Genomic DNA, 20,656 nt, shown 5'->3' with positions numbered 1-20,656 from the left:
GGCCACCTGAAAAGTGTGGCCTGATGGGAGTTCGATGTAAACATTGCGGCAGTTTCAGTCGCCTTGTATTGCCGGATGCGGCGTAAACGCTTTATCTGGCCTACCGCCGCGATCTGTAGGCCGGATAAGACGCGTCAAGCGTCGCATCCGGCAAATGGCATCTGGCTGATAATTACTGATTACCCACCTGATCGCCATACGGCAGAGTGTCGTAATCGATCAGCGCATTTTTCTTATACGGGTTACCAATCCAGCGGGTAGTTTCTTTGAACTGCGGATTCACCACTGAACGGGTTGGATCGTAACCGTCGTAAGATAAGCCCGCCAAATCTGACCAGGTGTGGATCAGTTCCGCCAGGCTGTATTTACGATCAACATCCTGCGAGAAATCACGCGGATGAGTCGCTTGCCATTTTTCCGACGTCCACAGCAGGAACGGAATGGTGTACATATGACGCGTCGGGTTGTCTTCGTTACGCCCCTGAGTTTTGTGCGGCGGCGTGTCGTAAACCTCTTCACCGTGGTCAGAGAAATAAACCAGGAATCCGTTCGGATCTGCTGCTTTAAAGTCTTTAATCAGGCTGGCAACTACATGATCGTTATACAGGTTAGCGTTGTCATAATCGTTATATGACTCCAGCTCTTCTGCGCTTAATCCTGGCGGAACATGATCGGTATTGCCATCAAACTTGCCCTGATTTTCCGGGTAGCGGTATTTGTATTTGATATGCGTACCCAGCAGATGAACGATGATCAGTTTCTTCGGCGCAGGGTCCTTCAGAACTTCCTGGAACGGCTTCAGCACGTTGGTGTCGTATTCACGCGCACTCTGCGTACGTTGCTGGTTCATGTAGTACTGCTTGTCGGTCTGGCGCGAAAATACCGTCAGCATGGTGTTGCGGGCAGTCATCGTCTGCTGGTTGGTTATCCAGAAGGTTTTATAACCTGCCTGTTTCATCATGTTCATCAGCGACGGCTGTGTCAGATACAGGTCCGGGTTCTTTTCGTTGGCAAAGGTCAGCGCCTGTTGCAGGATTTCAATGGTGTACGGACGCGATGTGACCACGTTATTGAACACCGTCAGGTTCGGATCGGTTTTATGCAGCGCATCCAGTTCCGGCGTGGTTTCACGCGGATAGCCGTACAGGCTCATGCGTCCACGCTGGGTCGATTCGCCAATCACCAGCACTAAGGTGCGCGGTTCGTTACCCGATTCGTCTTTGAAATTAGCCAGTGGCGGTAATGCGTTATTTTCATTCAGCAGCTTCGTCAGTGAGTTAAGTTGTTGACGATACTGATAATAACCGGTCAGAAATTGCCACGGCGCGGCAGGTTCCATGCGAGATGCCAGATTATCCAACGTTTTCTCAAATGGCTTGTGTTTGATAAACGTGTTCATGGCGATCGGGTGCAGAATCAAGCCATAAAGCAGGGCAAAAGAGACAACATAACGCCACGGTTTTGGAATATAGACCGGGCGCAGGCGCGTCCACAGTAAAACTGCCACCGCCGTATAGGCCAGCGCGATAAGCACAATCTTCAGGCTGAAATACTGGCTTAAATACTCGCTGGCTTCGTTGGTGTTGGTTTCAAACATCACAAACAGAACGCTCTGCGAGAACTCCTGACCGTAGATGACGTAGTAGCACAACGCTGCCAGAGAAGCCGCCCACAGCATTACGCCGATTACCGCTGCGATAATCTTAATCCGCTTCGGAAAGAGGAATACCGGGATCAACCACAGCGAACTGAACAGCAGCGAGTCGCGAATGCCGTTGGTGCCGCTGTAGCCGCTGATGTAAATAATGGCCTGTAACAGGGTAGAGAAAAACCAAAAGTAGAGCAGTGCCCAACCCAGGGCTTTCCAGCTAAAAATGGGTTTAGTCTGGACTTCAGTGGAATGCATAGTAAGAACCCGTTTTGGATAATAGCGCCGAATGTAAGGACAAAACCTTAAGGATATCTGAAGGGATATCCAGAATCTGGGTGAAATGCAGACAGAAATATATTGAAAACGAAGGTGTTAGAACAGAAGTATTTCAGAAAACCCTCGCGCAAAAGCACGAGGGTTTGCAGGAGAGGAAGATTAGCCGGTATTACGCATACCTGCCGCAATCCCAGCAATAGTGACCATTAACGCCTGCTCGACGCGAGGATCCGGTTCCTGGCCTTCTTTTTCTGCCTGGCGGGAGCGGTGCAGCAACTCGGCCTGCAATACGTTCAGCGGGTCGGTGTAAATATTTCGTAGCTGAATAGACTCGGCAATCCACGGTAGATCGGCCATCAGATGGGAGTCGTTGGCAATCGCCAGCACCACTTTGATGTCTTCTTCTTGCAGATTGCGTAACTCTTTACCTAACGGCCACAGTGTTTTGTCGACCAGGCGTTGGTCATAGTATTCCGCCAGCCACAGATCTGCTTTGGCGAATACCATTTCCAGCATACCCAGACGCGTTGAGAAGAACGGCCAGTCGCGGCACATGGCTTCCAGTTCGCTCTGTTTGCCATCTTCCACCACTTTTTGCAGCGCCGTACCTGCACCCAGCCAGGCGGGGAGCATCAGGCGGTTTTGTGTCCAGGCAAAAATCCACGGAATGGCGCGCAGAGACTCGACGCCGCCGGTTGGACGACGTTTCGCCGGGCGTGAACCTAACGGCAGTTTGCCCAGCTCTTGTTCCGGCGTAGCGGAGCGGAAGTAAGGGACAAAGTCTTTGTTTTCACGCACGTAGCCACGGTAGAGATTGCAGGAGATGACTGACAGTTCATCCATAATGCGACGCCAGCTCTCTTTCGGCTCAGGCGGTGGCAGCAGGTTAGCTTCCAGAATCGCCCCGGTGTACAGCGACAAGCTGCTAACGGTGATTTCTGGCAGACCATATTTAAAGCGGATCATCTCGCCCTGCTCGGTTACACGCAGGCCACCTTTCAGGCTTCCCGGCGGTTGCGACAGCAGCGCCGCATGGGCAGGTGCGCCGCCGCGACCAATGGAACCACCGCGACCATGGAACAGCGTCAGTTCAATACCCGCTTTTTCGCAGGTTTTGATTAACGCGTCCTGTGCCTGATATTGCGCCCAGGAGGCCGCCATCACGCCCGCATCTTTTGCTGAGTCGGAATAGCCAATCATCACCATCTGTTTGCCCTGAATCAGACCGCGATACCAGTCGATATTCAGCAGTTGGGTCATGACATCGTTGGCGTTGTTCAGGTCATCGAGAGTTTCAAACAGCGGTGCGACTGGCATCGCAAACCCGATACCCGCTTCTTTCAGCAGCAGGTGAACAGCCAGTACGTCGGACGGCGTTTTCGCCATCGAGATCACGTAGGCGGCAATAGAGCCTTGCGGCGCTTCGGCAATCACCTGACAGGTATCAAGCACTTCGCGTGTTTCGGCGCTTGGTTGCCAGTTGCGTGGCAGAAGCGGACGTTTGGAGTTCAGTTCGCGGATCAGGAATGCCTGCTTGTCGGCCTCTGACCAGCTTTCGTAATCGCCAATGCCGAGGTAGCGGGTCAGCTCGCCCAATGCTTCGGTATGACGAGTGCTCTCCTGACGGATATCAATACGCACCAGCGGTACGCCGAAACATTTCACGCGGCGCAGGGTGTCGAGCAGATCGCCGTTGGCGATAATACCCATGCCACACGCCTGAAGTGACTGGTAGCAAGCGTAGAGCGGCTCCCACAGTTCTTCGTTCTGCGTCAGCAGGCCTTCTGGTTTTGGCAGTTCTTCGCCTTTCAGGCGCGCCTCCAGCCATGCCTGTGTCGCCATCAGGCGAGAACGCAGGTTTTTCATCAGATAGCGATACGGTTCTGCGGCACCTTCTTCGCCGACCAGCGCCAGCAGTTCTGGGGTGGCCTCAACCATCGACAGTTCAGAAACCAGAACCTGAATATCTTTCAGGAACAGGTCGGTGGCTTTCCAGCGGCTGAGCAGCAGGACTCGGCGGGTGATATCGGCGGTTACATTAGGGTTGCCGTCGCGGTCGCCGCCCATCCACGAGGTAAAGCGGACCGGAACAAATTCGACCGGCAGCTTATAGCCGAGGTTTTCTTCCAGTTGTTCGTTCAGTTCGCGCAGGTAATTCGGTACGCCTTGCCACAGGCTGTTTTCCACTACGGCAAAGCCCCATTTGGCTTCATCTACCGGGCTTGGACGCAGCTTACGGATTTCATCGGTATGCCAGGACTGAGCAATCAACTGGCGCAGGCGGCGCATCAGCTGGTGGTGTTCGTAGTCGGCGATATCTTTGTTATCGAGCTGTTTTAAGCAGGCGTTCACTTCCACCATTTTGTGGATCAGTGTCCGACGGGTAATTTCGGTAGGGTGAGCCGTGAGGACCAGTTCCAGCGACAGCGATTCCACTGCTTTTTTGATGGTGTCTTCGCTCAGTTCCGGCTGGTTTTTCAGTTTACGCAGGGTGCGGGCGATCACCTCCGGATTGCTGGCAGCCTCGCCTTTCGGCGAAATGCTGTGGTATTGCTCGGCAGTGTTGGCCAGATTCAGGAACTGACTAAACGCACGCGCAACGGGCAGCAGCTCGTCGTTCGACAAATTTTGTAAAGTGGTGAGTAACTCCTGGCGGTTAGCATCATTGCCAGCGCGTGAAGATTTGGACAACTTACGGATAGTTTCTACGCGTTCAAGAATGTGTTCTCCCAACGCATCCTTGATGGTTTCTCCCAGCACTTTGCCGAGCATACTGACATTACTACGCAATGCGGAATATTGTTCGTTCATATGACCCCAGACACCCATCTTATCGTTTGATAGCCCTGTATCCTTCACGTCGCATTGGCGCGAATATGCTCGGGCTTTGCTTTTCGTCGTCTTTTATAAAGCCACGTAAAAGCGGTGACGTCAAATGCTGCGAAATCGCTTCAGCAAACGAATAAATAGCAGGAATTTACGCCATTAAATTCACAACGTTTTAAATAAGCGTAACTTATGGGAATGTTAAAAAATCGCCATACATAACACCAAAGGTGTAGGTCGGATAAGATGCGCAAGCATCGCATCCGACATTATTGCGGCACCGGAGTTTGGCAACGTTGCCGGATGCGGCGCGAGCGCCTTATCCGGTCTACGGTTGGGCATCGTTTGAGTCACTGTAGGTCGGATAAGATGCGCAAGCATCGCATCCGACATTATTGCGGCACTGGAGTTTGGCAACGGTGCCGGATGCGGCGCGAGCGCCTTATCCGGTCTACGTTTTAATGCCAGCAAAAATGATGAATTACCTGGGTAATCAACTCACGGGTGGGTTTAATAAACCGCGTCTCCAGATATTCATCAGGCTGATGAGCTTGATTGATGGAACCCGGACCGAGCACCAGCGTCGGGCATAACGTTTGAATAAACGGCGCTTCGGTACAGTAGTTAACCACGTCGGTCTTTGCACCGAGCAATTTCTCAACCACTTCAACCAGTTGATGATTTGGCGGGCATTCATAGCCTGGGATCGGTGGGTGTAACTCTTCGACCGTCAGACGACCCGGCCAGCGTTCGCTCACCGGAGCCAGCGCGTCGTTGAGTAGGCCATTAAGTTCATTAAGTGTCATGCCCGGCAGCGGTCGAATATCCATATGCAACTCACAGCAGGCGCAAATTCGGTTAGAGGCGTCGCCGCCGTGAATATGCCCGAGGTTGAGCGTGGGGTATGGCACGGTAAACGCTTCGTAGTGATAACGTTCTTTCAGGTTATCGCGTAACTGCAAAATATGGCCGATGGCGTCGTGCATCAGTTCGATAGCGTTAACTCCGCGCGCCGGATCGCTGGAGTGGCCCGACTGACCCAGAATGCGAATGGCATTTGAGATGTGGCCTTTATGCGCGCGTACCGGTTGCAGCGACGTCGGTTCGCCAATGATGGCGCAATCCGGGCGCAGGGCGGTAGTTTCGGCAAAATAACGCGCTCCGGCCATACTGGTTTCTTCATCGGCAGTCGCCAGAATGTAGAGCGGTTTTTTCAGTTTCGTGACGTCGACATCGCGTAGCGCATCAAGGATAAACGCAAAAAAGCCTTTCATGTCGGCAGTGCCTAAGCCGTAAAGCTTGCCGTCATGCTCCGTCAGTGTAAACGGATCGCGCGTCCAGCGACCGTCATCAAATGGCACCGTATCGGTATGCCCCGCCAGCAACAAGCCGCCAGCCCCCTGTCCGGTACTTGCCAGCATATTAAATTTGTTGCGAGTTCCTGGCACAGGCTGCACTTCCACATTGAAGCCCAAATCTTTAAACCAGTCCGCCAGCAGAGTGATTAAATCTGCATTGCTTTGATCGAGTGCCTCTTCCGTAGCGCTTATTGAAGGTGTGGCAATCAGAGCGCGGTAAATCTCGATAAATGGCGGTAATTTGTTTTTCATTGTTGACACACCTCTGGTCATGATAGTATCAATATTCATGCAGTATTTATGAATAAAAATACACTAACGTTGAGCGTAATAAAACCCACCAGCCGTAAGGTGAATGTTTTACGTTTAACCTGGCAACCAGACATAAGAAGGTGAATAGCCCCGATGTTAAATACGCTGATTGTGGGTGCCAGCGGCTACGCTGGCGCAGAGCTAGTGACCTATGTAAATCGCCATCCGCATATGAACATAACCGCTTTGACTGTTTCAGCGCAAAGCAATGATGCGGGAAAGTTAATCTCCGATTTGCATCCGCAGCTAAAAGGCATCGTTGATCTGCCGTTGCAGCCGATGTCGGATATCAGCGAGTTTAGCCCAGGGGTGGACGTGGTGTTTCTCGCCACCGCCCATGAAGTTAGCCACGATTTAGCGCCGCAGTTTCTTGAAGCGGGCTGCGTGGTGTTCGACCTTTCCGGCGCGTTTCGTGTTAACGACGCCACCTTCTATGAAAAATATTACGGCTTTACCCATCAATACCCGGAACTGCTGGAACAGGCAGCCTACGGTCTGGCGGAGTGGTGCGGTAATAAATTAAAAGAAGCGAACTTGATTGCGGTGCCAGGCTGTTATCCGACGGCGGCACAGTTGGCGCTGAAACCGTTGATTGATGCCGATCTTCTTGACCTCAATCAGTGGCCGGTGATCAACGCCACCAGCGGCGTGAGCGGTGCAGGACGTAAGGCAGCGATTTCAAATAGTTTTTGTGAAGTTAGTCTGCAACCGTATGGCATCTTTACCCATCGCCACCAGCCGGAGATCGCTACGCATCTCGGTGCTGACGTCATCTTCACCCCGCATCTGGGCAATTTCCCGCGCGGTATTCTCGAAACCATTACCTGCCGCCTGAAACCGGGCGTGAGTCAGGCGCAAGTGGCGCAGACATTACAGCAGGCGTATGCGCATAAACCGTTGGTGCGTCTGTATGACAAAGGCGTTCCGGCACTAAAAAATGTCGTCGGGCTGCCGTTTTGCGATATCGGATTTGCCGTTCAGGGCGAGCATCTGATTATTGTGGCGACCGAAGATAACTTACTGAAAGGCGCGGCGGCACAGGCAATCCAGTGTGCCAATATTCGTTTCGGCTATGCGGAAACGCAGTCTCTTATTTAAGGGTGCAATGATGAATCCATTAATTATCAAGCTGGGCGGCGTACTGCTGGATAGCGAAGAGGCGCTGGAACGGCTGTTCAGCGCACTGGTGAAATATCGTGAGTCACATCAGCGTCCGCTAGTGATTGTCCACGGCGGCGGCTGCGTGGTGGATGAGCTGATGAAAGGGCTGAATCTGCCGGTGAAAAAGAAAAACGGCCTGCGGGTGACGCCTGCGGATCAGATAGACATTATCACCGGAGCGCTGGCGGGAACGGCAAATAAAACCCTGCTGGCATGGGCGAAGAAACATCAGATTGCGGCCGTAGGTTTGTTTCTCGGTGACGGCGACAGCGTCAAAGTGACCCAGCTTGATGAAGAGTTAGGCCATGTTGGACTGGCGCAGCCAGGTTCGCCTAAGCTTATCAATACGTTGCTGGAAAACGGTTATCTGCCAGTGGTCAGCTCCATTGGCGTAACGGACGAAGGGCAACTGATGAACGTCAATGCCGACCAGGCGGCGACGGCGCTGGCGGCAACGCTGGGCGCGGATCTGATTTTGCTCTCCGACGTGAGTGGCATTCTCGACGGCAAAGGGCAACGCATTGCCGAAATGACCGCCGCGAAAGCAGAACAACTGATTGAGCAGGGCATTATTACTGACGGCATGATAGTGAAAGTGAACGCGGCGCTGGATGCTGCGCGCACGCTGGGCCGTCCGGTAGATATCGCTTCCTGGCGTCATGCGGAACAGCTTCCGGTACTGTTTAACGGTATGCCGATGGGTACGCGGATTTTAGCTTAAGTTTTGTTGGCCGGAGGCGCAGCTTTCCGGCATTGAATTTCAAAATAAGGAAACAGAGTTATGGCACTTTGGGGCGGGCGTTTTACCCAGGCAGCAGATCAACGGTTCAAACAATTCAACGACTCACTGCGCTTTGATTACCGTCTGGCGGAGCAGGATATTGTTGGCTCTGTGGCCTGGTCCAAAGCCCTGGTAACGGTCGGCGTGTTAACCGCAGAAGAGCAGGCGCAACTGGAAGAGGCGCTGAACGTGCTGCTGGAAGATGTTCGCGCCAGGCCACAACAAATCCTTGAAAGCGACGCCGAAGATATCCATAGCTGGGTGGAAGGTAAACTGATCGACAAAGTGGGCCAGTTAGGCAAAAAACTGCATACCGGGCGTAGCCGTAATGATCAGGTAGCGACTGACCTGAAACTGTGGTGCAAAGATACCATTAGCGAGTTGCTGACGGCTAACCGGCAGCTGCAATCGGCGCTGGTGGAAACCGCACAAAACAATCAGGACGCGGTGATGCCAGGTTACACTCACCTGCAACGCGCTCAACCGGTGACTTTCGCGCACTGGTGCCTGGCCTACGTTGAGATGCTGGCGCGTGATGAAAGCCGTTTGCAGGACGCGCTTAAGCGTCTGGATGTCAGCCCGCTAGGCTGTGGCGCGCTGGCGGGAACGGCCTATGAAATCGACCGTGAACAGTTAGCAGGCTGGCTGGGCTTTGCTTCGGCGACCCGTAACAGTCTCGACAGCGTTTCTGACCGTGACCATGTGTTGGAACTGCTTTCTGCTGCCGCTATCGGCATGGTGCATCTGTCGCGTTTTGCTGAAGATCTGATTTTCTTTAACACCGGCGAAGCGGGGTTTGTCGAGCTTTCTGACCGCGTGACTTCCGGTTCATCATTAATGCCGCAGAAGAAAAACCCGGATGCGCTGGAGCTGATTCGCGGTAAATGCGGTCGGGTGCAGGGCGCGTTAACCGGCATGATGATGACGCTGAAAGGTTTGCCGCTGGCTTACAACAAAGATATGCAGGAAGACAAAGAAGGTCTGTTCGACGCGCTCGATACCTGGCTGGACTGCCTGCATATGGCGGCGCTGGTGCTGGACGGCATTCAGGTGAAACGTCCACGTTGCCAGGAAGCGGCTCAGCAGGGTTACGCCAACGCCACCGAACTGGCGGATTACCTGGTGGCGAAAGGCGTACCGTTCCGCGAGGCGCACCATATTGTTGGTGAAGCGGTGGTGGAAGCCATTCGTCAGGGCAAACCGCTGGAAGAGCTGCCTCTCAGTGAGTTGCAGAAATTCAGCCCGGTGATTGGCGAAGATGTCTATCCGATTCTGTCGCTGCAATCGTGCCTCGACAAGCGTGCTGCAAAAGGCGGCGTCTCACCGCAGCAGGTGGCGCAGGCGATTGCTTTTGCAAGGGCGCGGTTGGGGTAAGAACATTTATATGTACAAATTTGAGCCTGGCTTATCGCCGGGCTTTTTTATGGCAAAAAAAAGCGGATCCTGGAGATCCGCAAAAGTTCACGTTGGCTTTAGTTATTCGAGTTGAGAAACTCTCGAAACGGGCAGTGACTTCAAGGGTTAAAAGAGGTGCCGCTCCGTTTCTGTGCGCAATTATCAGTCACAATGCTTGATAGGGATAATCGTTCGTTGCTATGCTACCTATCGCCATGAACTATCGTGGCGATGGAGGATGGATAATGAATATTCGTGATCTTGAGTACCTGGTGGCATTGGCCGAGCACCGCCATTTTCGCCGTGCGGCAGATTCCTGCCACGTTAGCCAGCCGACGCTTAGCGGGCAAATTCGTAAGCTGGAAGATGAGCTGGGCGTGATGTTGCTGGAGCGGACCAGCCGTAAAGTGTTATTCACCCAGGCGGGAATGCTACTGGTGGATCAGGCGCGTACCGTGCTGCGCGAGGTGAAAGTCCTTAAAGAGATGGCAAGCCAGCAGGGGGAGACGATGTCCGGGCCGCTGCATATTGGTTTGATTCCCACGGTTGGGCCTTACCTGTTGCCGCATATCATCCCGATGCTGCACCAGACCTTTCCGAAGCTGGAAATGTATCTGCATGAAGCGCAGACCCATCAGTTACTGGCGCAACTGGACAGTGGCAAACTCGACTGCGTGATCCTCGCGCTGGTGAAAGAGAGCGAAGCATTCATTGAAGTACCGTTGTTTGATGAACCCATGTTGTTGGCAGTCTATGAAGATCACCCGTGGTCTAATCGCGAATGCGTGCCGATGGCCGATCTGGCAGGGGAAAAACTGCTGATGCTGGAAGATGGTCACTGTCTGCGCGATCAGGCAATGGGCTTCTGCTTTGAAGCTGGAGCGGATGAAGATACACACTTCCGCGCGACCAGTCTGGAGACGCTGCGCAACATGGTGGCCGCAGGTAGCGGGATCACTTTATTGCCTGCGCTGGCTGTACCACCAGAACGCAAACGCGATGGCGTCGTTTATCTGCCGTGCATTAAGCCGGAACCACGCCGTACCATTGGTCTGGTTTATCGTCCAGGCTCACCGCTGCGCAGCCGCTATGAGCAGCTGGCAGAGGCCATCCGCGCAAAAATGGATGGCCATTTCGATAAAGCGTTAAAACAGGCGGTTTAAGCCGTTTAATGCCGCTACCCGATAGGCTTCCGCCATGGTCGGGTAGTTAAAGGTGGTGTTGACGAAGTACTCAATGGTGTTGCCGCCACCTTTCTGTTCCATAATCGCCTGACCGATATGAATAATTTCGGCAGCGCGCTCACCAAAGCAATGGATCCCCAGAATCTCTTTCGTTTCCCGATGGAACAAAATTTTCAGCGTACCCACGTTCATGCCAACGATTTGTGCACGCGCCAGATGTTTAAACTGGGCGCGGCCTACTTCATACGGTACTTTCATCGCGGTCAGCTGCTGTTCAGTTTTGCCCACGGAGCTGATTTCCGGGATGGTGTAAATACCGGTAGGGATATCTTCAATCAAGTGCGCGGTGGCTTCACCTTTTACCAGCGCCTGCGCGGCAATGCGCCCCTGGTCATAGGCCGCTGAAGCCAGGCTTGGATAACCAATCACGTCGCCCACCGCGTAAACGTGCGGCTGCGCGGTCTGATACATGCTGTTGACCTTCAGCTGTCCGCGACTGTCAGTTTCCAGCCCAATGTTCTGTAACGCCAGCGAATCGGTATTACCCGTGCGACCGTTGGCATAGAGCAGACAGTCGGCTTTCAGTTTTTTGCCCGACTTCAGATGCATGATCACACCGTCGTCACAGCCTTCGATCTTCTCGTACTCTTCGTTGTGACGAATCACTACGCCACTGTTCCAGAAGTGATAGGAGAGCGAATCTGACATCTCTTGATCGAGAAACGCCAACAGGCGATCGCGGGTATTGATCAGATCTACTTTTACATCCATACCGCGGAAGATCGACGCATATTCACAGCCGATCACTCCAGCACCGTAAATAAGTACATGGCGCGGTTCGTGGTGCATGCTAAGAATTGAGTCGCTGTCGTAAATGCGTGGATGGGTGAAATCGACGTCTGCTGGATGATAAGGGCGTGAGCCGCAGGCAATGACAAATTTTTCAGCGGTTAGTGTTTCGACGCTGCCGTCCGGGCAATCCAGCGCCAACGTATGCTCGTCAACAAAGCGAGCGTTCCCCTGCAATATTTCACAGTGATTACGTTCGTAAAATCCCTGACGCATGCGCGTTTGTTGATTAATCACGTTATCGGCATGGTTAAGGATATCGGCAAAAGAAGAGCGGAGCAGTCGGGAATGGTCGCTGTAAAGTGGGTTTTGATTGAATTCTATAATGCGGCTGACGGCGTGACGGAGAGCTTTCGACGGGATGGTTCCCCAGTGGGTGCAACCGCCGCCAACATTTTGATAACGCTCGATAACTGCGACGCGCGCACCTTGTTTAACCAAGCCCATTGCAGCGCCTTCGCCGCCGGGGCCGGAACCTATTACTATGGCATCGTAATCGTAGGAATGTGGCATGGTAGGGCTTACCTGTTCTTATACATAAAAGCAACAGAATGGTAACATTTTATCGCGGGTAAGCCAATTGATCCCCGTCATTTATCTGGCTATATCGTGAGCGGCCTTTGCTTTGTCTTCCTCCTTCTTATTTTATTTATTCACTATTAATTGCTTTTTATTATGGCTGATAGTTTTATCTTGCCGAAGTGTGCTTTTTTGTTATTGTCTATGTTAAATATTCTTATAAAACAAATATATAAATATTTTATATTGATGCCTTATTTATATTTATACCATCAATAAAATCCGTTAATTAACCTGTTTATAAGTGAATAAAGGAATAGTCGATGATCGAACACTACATTCGTGGGTTTGAGGAAGAGTTGCGCGAGATCCGCCACAAAATCCACGAAAACCCGGAGTTGGGGCTACAAGAATTTAAAACCAGTGCTCTGGTTGCGGAAAAGCTGCGCCAGTGGGGCTATGAGGTTGAGCAAGGGCTGGCGACAACCGGCGTGGTAGCCACGTTAAAAGTGGGCGATGGAGAGAAAAGTATTGGCCTGCGGGCGGATATGGATGCGTTGCCAATTTATGAAAATAGTGGCAAGCCCTGGGCCAGTAAACATCCCGGTTTAATGCACGCATGCGGGCATGACGGCCATACCACGATATTACTAGGTGCTGCGCGTTATCTTGCCGAAACTCGTCGTTTTAACGGCACGTTACGTCTTATCTTCCAGCCCGCAGAAGAGATGATTAACGGCGGCGAGATTATGGTTAAAGAAGGTCTTTTTGACCACTTCCCCTGCGATGTGATTTTCGGGATGCACAACATGCCGGGCTTGCCGGTTGGCAAGTTTTTCTTCCAGCCAGGGGCGCTAATGGCGTCAATGGATCAGTTCCACATCACAGTTCGTGGCTGTGGAGGGCATGGCGCAATTCCTCACAAAGCCATCGATCCGGTGCTGGTCGCGGCACATATCACCACTGCATTACAAAGCATTGTGTCGCGCAATGTCGATCCGCTGGAAGCGGCGGTAATTACCGTTGGCAGCATTGTTGCGGGTGAGGCCGCTAACGTCATTCCTGACAGTGCTGAGATGAAAATCAGCGTCCGCTCTCTTAGCCGCGATACCCGACAACTTCTACTGACCCGTATTCCGGCTCTGGCGCAAGCCCAGGCTGTCAGCTTTGGCGCTACGGCTGATGTTACGCATGTTAACGGTACGCCGGTATTAGTGAATGACGAGGAGATGGCGCGCTTCGCCTGGCAGGTGGCGTGTAAAACGTTTGGTGAAGATCGGGCCGAGTTTGGCATCAAGCCCCTGATGGGCAGTGAGGATTTCTCTTTCATGCTGGAAGCCCAGCCGAAAGGCGCTTTTTTGCTGTTCGGTAATGGCGATGTCGGGGAAGGTTCCTGCATGGTGCATAACCCGGGCTACGACTTCAACGATGCAAGTCTGGTCCCGGCATGCAGCTACTGGGGCGCACTGGTAGAAGCCTGGCTGCAATAAATAAAACAACACACAACAACACTTTCTGGCAAGGAACATGGAATGACGGCGATCGTAAATGGAAGCGTGATTGTGAAGAAAAAGCCCAGCGGTAAGCGGGTGATTTTTGCTTCGGCGTTTGGCAATGCGCTCGAATTTTTTGATTTTGGCGTTTACAACTTTTTTGTGGTCTATATCAGTACGCTTTTCTTCCCGCCCAGCGCTGATCACAATGTCGCGCTGTTACTGGCATTTGCAACGTTTGGCGTGAGTTTTTTTATGCGCCCGCTTGGTGGAATTATCGTCGGGGCCTGGGCCGATCGCTTCGGACGTAAGCCCGCGATGGTGTTCACCATTGCCCTGATGAGCCTCGGTACGTTGATGATTGGCATTGCGCCGACATATGCGACGGCGGGCTATTGGGGAACGGCGACGTTGGTACTGGCGCGTCTGATTCAGGGTATTGCGGCAGGTGGTGAAGTCGGCGCCTCAATGTCTTTACTGGTTGAATCAGCTCCGGCAAATCGTCGTGGCTTTTACAGTAGCTGGTCGCTGGCGACCCAGGGGCTGGCAACGACCTTTGGTGGTGTTGTCGCTTTAGGTCTGAGCGCATGGCTACCGTTCGCCACAGGTTCAGAAACTGTAATGGCCGAATGGGGCTGGCGTGTGCCATTTTTTATTGGTGTGCTTTTAGCGCCCATCGGTTGCTGGCTGCGTCTGAGCCTGGAAAATGATGTGCCTGAACCTGTACACAATAAAAAAGCTGCTGCCAGCGAAAGCGCGTTCTCTCTGCTCCTGCAACATAAAGCGACTATCATTAACGGCGTTTTACTCGCTATTGGTAGCACGGTAGCAACCTATATTTCCCTCTTTTACTATGGCACCTGGGCGGCGAAGTATCTGGCAATGCCTCAACACTATTCTCATGCAGCGATGTTACTGGCGGGGGTAATTACGTTTGTGGGCGCGCTGTTGGTGGGGATGCTATGTGATTCGGTCGGGCGTAAAAAACTGATTTTAATCTCTCGTGTGATGGTGCTGATCTGTAGCTGGCCTTCGTTCTGGCTGTTGGTGAATTACCCCAGTCCCGGCATGTTGCTGACGGTCGTTTTCGTGATGGTCAGCTTTACCACGCTTGGTGGGGTACCGGTAATGTTGCTGATTTCCGAACTATTGCCGAAACGGATTCGGGCATTAGGCTTCGCGTTGGTTTATAGCATTGGCGTAGCAATCTTCGGCGGTTTTGCGCAATATTTCGCCACGCAATCCATCGTCTTACTGGATAGCCTGACGGCTCCGGCGTGGTATCTGGGCGGGGGAACATTGCTGTCTATGCTGGCGTTGCTGTTTGTAAAAGAACCGGCTAAAGAGTTGCAGTAAATGTGTTTTATTGCGCTACCGTTCATTCACAACACTGGAGCAATCCAGTATGTTCATTCTCTGGTATAGTGCCAGCAGTACTTTTGGCAAGGATTCAGACATCGTGATGGGCGTAAGAGCGCAGCAAAAAGAAAAAACCCGACGTTCGCTGGTAGAAGCCGCATTTAGCCAATTAAGTGCTGAACGCAGCTTCGCCAGCCTGAGTTTACGTGAAGTGGCGCGTGAAGCGGGCATTGCTCCCACCTCTTTTTATCGGCATTTCCGCGACGTAGACGAACTTGGCCTGACCATGGTTGACGAGAGTGGTTTGATGCTGCGTCAGCTTATGCGCCAGGCGCGTCAGCGTATCGCTAAAGGCGGGAGTGTGATCCGTACCTCGGTATCCACATTTATGGAGTTCATCGGTAATAATCCTAACGCCTTCCGGTTATTATTGCGGGAACGCTCCGGCACCTCCGCCGCGTTTCGTGCCGCCGTTGCGCGTGAAATTCAGCACTTCATTGCGGAACTTGCGGACTATCTTGAACTCGAAAACCATATGCCTCGCGCGTTTACTGAAGCGCAAGCCGAAGCCATGGTGACGATTGTCTTCAGTGCGGGTGCCGAGGCGTTGGATGTCGGCGTCGAACAACGTCGGCAATTAGAAGAGCGACTGGTACTGCAACTGCGAATGATTTCGAAAGGGGCTTATTACTGGTATCGCCGTGAACAAGAGAAAACCGCAATTATTCCGGGAAATGTGAAGGACGAGTAATGAAACAAGCAAATCAAGATAGAGGTACGCTGCTGCTGGCGTTAGTTGCTGGCTTATCGATTAATGGTACTTTCGCAGCGCTGTTTAGCTCCATTGTGCCATTTTCTGTATTCCCGATTATTTCCCTGGTGCTGACGGTTTACTGCCTGCATCAACGTTATCTTAATCGCACTATGCCGGTCGGCTTGCCGGGTCTGGCTGCTGCCTGTTTTATTCTCGGCGTTCTGCTTTATAGCACTGTGGTTCGTGCGGAATATCCGGATATCGGTTCTAACTTCTTCCCGGCTGTGCTGTCCGTCATTATGGTGTTCTGGATTGGCGCGAAGATGCGTAACCGTAAGCAGGAAGTTGCTGAGTAATCGGAATCATGCCGGATGCTGGCGCATCCGGCATGGGTATTACTTCGCTGTCAGTAATACGCCGCACTCCATATGGTGCGTGTAGGGGAACTGATCAAACAGAGCCAGACGTTCAACCTTGTGCGTCTGGCTTAATGTTTCCAGATTCTTACATAATGTTTCCGGATTGCAGGAGATATACAGAATACGCGGATACGCCTGCACCATTTTCTCGGTTTCACTGTCCAGACCGCTGCGCGGCGGGTCGACAAAAATGGTTTCGCACTGATAACTCTTTAAGTCGATCCCTTGCAGGCGGTTAAACTCGCGCACACCATTCATCGCCTGAGTGAATTCTTCTGCCGCCATACGAATAATTTGTACGTTATCAATATGGTTAGCTGCGATGTTGTATTGCGCAGCAGCAACCGACGGCTTGGCGATTTCGGTAGCTAATACCCGATCAAAATTGCGCGCCAGCGCTAATGAAAAGTTACCGTTGCCGCAGTACAGCTCCAGCAAATCGCCTTTTGAGCCTTTGGTTACGTCCAGCGCCCATTCCAGCATCTGAATATTCATCGCCGCGTTTGGCTGGGTAAAGCTGTTTTCTACCTGACGGTAGATCATCTCTTTTCCGGCGACCGGCAGACGTTCATCGATGTAATCCTGATCCAGCGCGATTTTGGTTTTCGTTGCCCGACCAATCAGATGCACATTCAGATTCTGCGCGCGCAACGCATCGCGCAGGGCTTCCGCCTGCTGACGCCATTCGTCATCCAGCTTTTTATGGTACAGCAGGGAAACCACCGCCTGATTACTCAGCGTGGTGAGGTAATCAATCTGGAACAACTTGTGGCGCAGAACGGGATTATTACGCACACCCGCAATCATCGCCGTCATCAACTGGTTGATGAGTTCACTGGCGGCGGGGAAGCTATCCACGCGGATACGGCTTTTGGTTTGTTGATCGAAAATGATGTGATATAGGTCATCGCCATCGTGCCAGATGCGGAACTCCGCACGCATCCGGTAATGACTGACCGGCGAGCGAAACACTTCCGGAACCAGGTCAGAAAACGGTGCCATCATACTTTGCAAACGTACCACTTTTTCGGCTAACTGCGCTTCATACTGTTCTGTTGGAAGGTGTTCGGGGGTCATGATGTATCCTGAAAAATTAAAGTACGCGGCGATTGTAGGGATTGCTCATCAGATGTCCAGATCTTGATGAATTCCTATTTGTGAGCTACGTCTGGACAGTAACTTGTTACAACCTGTAGCATCCACTTGCCGGTCCTGTGAGTTAATAGGGAATCCAGTGCGAATCTGGAGCTGACGCGCAGCGGTAAGGAAAGGTGCGATGATTGCGTTATGCGGACACTGCCATCCGGTGGGAAGTCATCATCTCTTAGTATCTTAGATACCCCTCCAAGCCCGAAGACCTGCCGGCCAACGTCGCATCTGGTTCTCATCATCGCGTAATATTGATGAAACCTGCGGCATCCTTCTTCTATTGTGGATGCTTTACAATGATTAAAAAAGCTTCGCTGCTGACGGCGTGTTCTGTCACAGCCTTTTCCGCTTGGGCACAGGATACCAGCCCGGATACTCTCGTTGTTACTGCTAACCGTTTTGAACAGCCGCGCAGCACTGTGCTTGCGCCAACTACTGTTGTGACGCGTCAGGATATCGACCGCTGGCAGTCGACCTCGGTCAATGATGTGCTGCGCCGTCTCCCTGGCGTGGATATCACCCAAAACGGCGGTTCAGGTCAGCTTTCTTCTATTTTTATTCGTGGCACAAATGCCAGTCATGTGTTGGTGTTAATTGATGGCGTCCGCCTGAATTTGGCGGGGGTGAGTGGTTCTGCTGACCTTAGTCAGTTCCCTATTGCGCTTGTCCAGCGTGTTGAATATATCCGTGGGCCGCGTTCCGCCGTTTATGGTTCTGATGCAATAGGCGGGGTGGTGAATATCATCACGACGCGCGATGAACCTGGAACGGAAATTTCAGCGGGGTGGGGAAGCCATAGTTATCAGAACTACGATGTCTCGACGCAGCAACAACTGGGGGATAAGACACGGGTAACTCTGTTGGGCGATTACGCTTATACCCATGGTTATGATGTTGTCGCTTACGGCAATACAGGAATGCAAGCGCAGCCTGATAACGATGGTTTCTTAAGTAAAACGCTTTATGGTGCGCTGGAACATAATTTTACCGATGCCTGGAGCGGCTTTGTACGTGGCTATGGCTATGATAATCGGACCAATTATGACGCGTATTATTCTCCGGGTTCACCATTGGTCGATACCCGTAAACTCTATAGTCAAAGTTGGGACGCCGGGCTGCGCTATAACGGCGAACTGATTAAATCACAACTCATTACTAGCTATAGCCATAGCAAAGATTACAACTACGATCCGCATTATGGTCGTTATGATTCGTCGGCGACGCTCGATGAGATGAAGCAATACACCGTCCAGTGGGCAAACAATGTCATCGTTGGTCACGGTAGTATTGGCGCGGGTGTCGACTGGCAGAAACAGACTACGACGCCGGGTACAGGTTACGTTGAGGATGGATATGATCAACGTAATACCGGCATCTATCTGACCGGGCTGCAACAAGTTGGCGATTTTACCTTTGAAGGCGCAGCACGCAGCGACGATAACTCACAGTTTGGTCGTCATGGAACCTGGCAAACCAGCGTCGGATGGGAGTTCATCGAAGGTTATCGTTTTATCGCTTCCTATGGGACATCTTATAAGGCACCAAATCTTGGACAACTGTACGGCTTCTACGGTAATCCGGATCTGGACCCTGAGAAAAGCAAACAGTGGGAAGGCGCGTTTGAAGGCTTAACAGCAGGAGTGAACTGGCGTATTTCCGGATATCGTAACGATGTTAGTGACTTAATCGATTATGACGACCATATCCTGAAATATTACAACGAAGGGAAAGCGCGGATTAAAGGTGTCGAGGCGACCGCCAATTTTGATACCGGACCACTGACGCATACTGTGAGTTACGATTATGTTGATGCCCGTAACGCAATTACCGACACACCGTTGTTACGCCGTGCTAAACAGCAGGTGAAATACCAGCTCGACTGGCAGCTGTATGACTTCGACTGGGGTATTACTTATCAGTATTTAGGCTCTCGCTATGATAAGGATTACTCATCTTATCCTTATCAAACCGTTAAAATGGGCGGTGTGAGCTTGTGGGATCTTGCGGTTGCATATCCGGTCACCTCTCACCTGACAGTTCGTGGTAAAATAGCCAACCTGTTCGACAAAGATTACGAGACAGTCTATGGCTACCAAACTGCAGGACGGGAATACACCTTGTCTGGCAGCTACACCTTCTGAACCACGTCCCACCGTGCTGGTGTTTGACTCCGGCGTCGGTGGGTTGTCGGTCTATGACGAGATCCGGCATCTCTTACCGGATCTCCATTACATTTATGCTTTCGATAACGTCGCTTTCCCGTATGGCGAAAAAAGCGAAGAGTTTATTGTTGAGCGTGTGGTGGAAATTGTCACCGCAGTGCAAGAGCGTTATCCCCTTGCGCTGGCTGTGGTCGCTTGCAACACCGCCAGTACCGTCTCACTTCCTGCATTACGCGAAAAGTTTGCGTTCCCGGTTGTCGGTGTCGTTCCGGCAATTAAGCCAGCGGCACGCCTGACAGCTAATGGCATTGTCGGATTGCTGGCAACTCGTGGTACGGTAAAACGTTCTTATACCCACGAGCTAATCGCGCGTTTCGCTAATGAATGTCAGATAGAGATGCTGGGCTCGGCAGAAATGGTTGAGCTGGCTGAAGCGAAGTTGCATGGCGAAGAAATCTCTCTGGATGCGCTAAAACGTATCCTGCGCCCGTGGTTAAGAATGAAAGAGCCGCCAGATACCGTTGTTCTGGGTTGCACCCATTTTCCTCTACTACAAGAAGAACTGTTAAAGGTGCTGCCAGAGGGAACCCGGTTGGTGGATTCTGGCGCAGCGATTGCCCGCCGAACGGCCTGGCTGCTGGAACATGAAGCTCCGGATGCGAAATCTGCCGATGCGAATATTGCCTTTTGTATGGCAATGACGCCAGAAGCTGAACAGTTATTACCCGTTTTACAGCGTTACGGCTTCAAAACGCTCGAAAAACTGGCAGTTTCAGGCTGATTTGGTTGAATGTTGCGCATTCGGAAAATTATTTTAAATTTCCTCTTGTCAGCTCAGAATAACTCCCTATAATGCGCCACCACTGACACGGAACAACGGCAAACACGCCGCCGGGTCAGCGGGATTCTCCTGAGAATTCCGGCAGAGAAAAGCAAAAAAATGCTTGACTCTGTAGCGGGAAAGCGTATTATACGCCACCTCGCGACAGTGAGCTGAAAGCCGCGTCG

The 20,656-nt window shown here is 52.0% G+C and carries 15 protein-coding genes and 1 riboswitch; of the genes, 10 read left to right on the top strand and 5 right to left on the bottom strand.

From position 1 onward, the window contains the following. Window positions 1-172: 172 nt before the first annotated feature. The 3 genes from D9741_RS18100 to argE form a co-directional block, all read right to left on the bottom strand. Entirely contained in the window at window positions 173-1,906 is a 1,734-nt protein-coding gene (locus D9741_RS18100) for a phosphoethanolamine transferase CptA (protein WP_130215311.1), read from the bottom strand. A 180-nt stretch (window positions 1,907-2,086) separates the two neighbouring features. Then, a complete protein-coding gene (gene ppc / locus D9741_RS18095) occupies window positions 2,087-4,738 on the bottom strand; it encodes a phosphoenolpyruvate carboxylase (RefSeq protein WP_130215313.1) in 2,652 nt (883 codons plus the stop codon). A gap of 473 nt (window positions 4,739-5,211) precedes the next feature. Further along, complete coding sequence (argE, locus tag D9741_RS18090) at window positions 5,212-6,363, bottom strand: acetylornithine deacetylase (protein WP_130215315.1); 1,152 nt, start codon at window positions 6,361-6,363, stop codon at window positions 5,212-5,214. Between the two features lie 153 nt (window positions 6,364-6,516). Between argE and argC the strand changes: the two genes are divergently transcribed. From argC to oxyR, 4 genes are all read left to right on the top strand, one after another. After that, window positions 6,517-7,521: an N-acetyl-gamma-glutamyl-phosphate reductase gene (gene argC, locus D9741_RS18085; RefSeq protein ID WP_130215317.1), complete on the top strand. Its 1,005-nt coding sequence runs from the start codon at window positions 6,517-6,519 to the stop codon at window positions 7,519-7,521. 7 nt (window positions 7,522-7,528) lie between these two features. Continuing rightward, on the top strand, window positions 7,529-8,305 hold the full coding sequence (argB, locus tag D9741_RS18080; RefSeq protein WP_130215319.1) for an acetylglutamate kinase: 777 nt from the start codon (window positions 7,529-7,531) through the stop codon (window positions 8,303-8,305). A gap of 60 nt (window positions 8,306-8,365) precedes the next feature. Then, window positions 8,366-9,739, top strand: coding sequence for an argininosuccinate lyase (gene argH / locus D9741_RS18075; RefSeq protein ID WP_130215321.1), 1,374 nt, complete (start codon window positions 8,366-8,368; stop codon window positions 9,737-9,739). A gap of 266 nt (window positions 9,740-10,005) precedes the next feature. Continuing rightward, the gene (gene oxyR / locus D9741_RS18070; RefSeq protein ID WP_130206544.1) at window positions 10,006-10,923 is read left to right on the top strand and encodes a DNA-binding transcriptional regulator OxyR; all 918 of its coding nucleotides are present in this window, start codon (window positions 10,006-10,008) and stop codon (window positions 10,921-10,923) included. Here the strand turns inward: oxyR and sthA are convergent. Beyond that, window positions 10,906-12,306 carry a Si-specific NAD(P)(+) transhydrogenase gene (gene sthA / locus D9741_RS18065; protein ID WP_130215323.1) on the bottom strand — a complete coding sequence of 467 codons (1,401 nt, stop codon included), beginning with the start codon at window positions 12,304-12,306 and terminating at the stop codon, window positions 10,906-10,908. The genes oxyR and sthA overlap by 18 nt on opposite strands. Window positions 12,307-12,635: 329 nt before the next feature. Between sthA and D9741_RS18060 the strand changes: the two genes are divergently transcribed. The 4 genes from D9741_RS18060 to D9741_RS18045 all read left to right on the top strand — a co-directional run bounded on the left by D9741_RS18060 (window position 12,636) and on the right by D9741_RS18045 (window position 16,274). Then, a complete protein-coding gene (locus D9741_RS18060; RefSeq protein ID WP_130215325.1) occupies window positions 12,636-13,802 on the top strand; it encodes a M20 aminoacylase family protein in 1,167 nt (388 codons plus the stop codon). A 42-nt stretch (window positions 13,803-13,844) separates the two neighbouring features. Next, window positions 13,845-15,161 carry a citrate-proton symporter gene (locus D9741_RS18055; protein WP_130215327.1) on the top strand — a complete coding sequence of 439 codons (1,317 nt, stop codon included), beginning with the start codon at window positions 13,845-13,847 and terminating at the stop codon, window positions 15,159-15,161. Window positions 15,162-15,264: 103 nt separating this feature from the next. Then, window positions 15,265-15,915 (top strand): HTH-type transcriptional repressor FabR, encoded by a 651-nt coding sequence (gene fabR / locus D9741_RS18050; RefSeq protein ID WP_001309117.1) that lies wholly within the window; start codon window positions 15,265-15,267, stop codon window positions 15,913-15,915. Next, the gene (locus tag D9741_RS18045) at window positions 15,915-16,274 is read left to right on the top strand and encodes a YijD family membrane protein (protein ID WP_000806411.1); all 360 of its coding nucleotides are present in this window, start codon (window positions 15,915-15,917) and stop codon (window positions 16,272-16,274) included. The genes fabR and D9741_RS18045 overlap by 1 nt, the downstream gene beginning before the upstream one ends. Window positions 16,275-16,313: 39 nt before the next feature. Here the strand turns inward: D9741_RS18045 and trmA are convergent, their stop codons facing one another. Further along, complete coding sequence (trmA, locus tag D9741_RS18040) at window positions 16,314-17,414, bottom strand: tRNA (uridine(54)-C5)-methyltransferase TrmA (protein ID WP_000187026.1); 1,101 nt, start codon at window positions 17,412-17,414, stop codon at window positions 16,314-16,316. Between the two features lie 113 nt (window positions 17,415-17,527). Beyond that, a riboswitch (cobalamin riboswitch) is annotated at window positions 17,528-17,718 on the top strand. Between the two features lie 64 nt (window positions 17,719-17,782). On the opposite strand from trmA, the gene btuB reads away from it, so the two are divergent. Next, the gene (btuB, locus tag D9741_RS18035) at window positions 17,783-19,627 is read left to right on the top strand and encodes a TonB-dependent vitamin B12 receptor BtuB (protein WP_130215329.1); all 1,845 of its coding nucleotides are present in this window, start codon (window positions 17,783-17,785) and stop codon (window positions 19,625-19,627) included. Beyond that, window positions 19,572-20,429, top strand: coding sequence for a glutamate racemase (gene murI, locus D9741_RS18030; protein WP_130215331.1), 858 nt, complete (start codon window positions 19,572-19,574; stop codon window positions 20,427-20,429). The genes btuB and murI overlap by 56 nt, the downstream gene beginning before the upstream one ends. Window positions 20,430-20,656 lie beyond the last annotated feature (227 nt).

It is taken from the genome of Escherichia sp. E14V7 (assembly GCF_004212225.1).
GTDB lineage: Bacteria > Pseudomonadota > Gammaproteobacteria > Enterobacterales > Enterobacteriaceae > Escherichia.
This window is presented reverse-complemented; position numbering and strand designations above follow the sequence as displayed.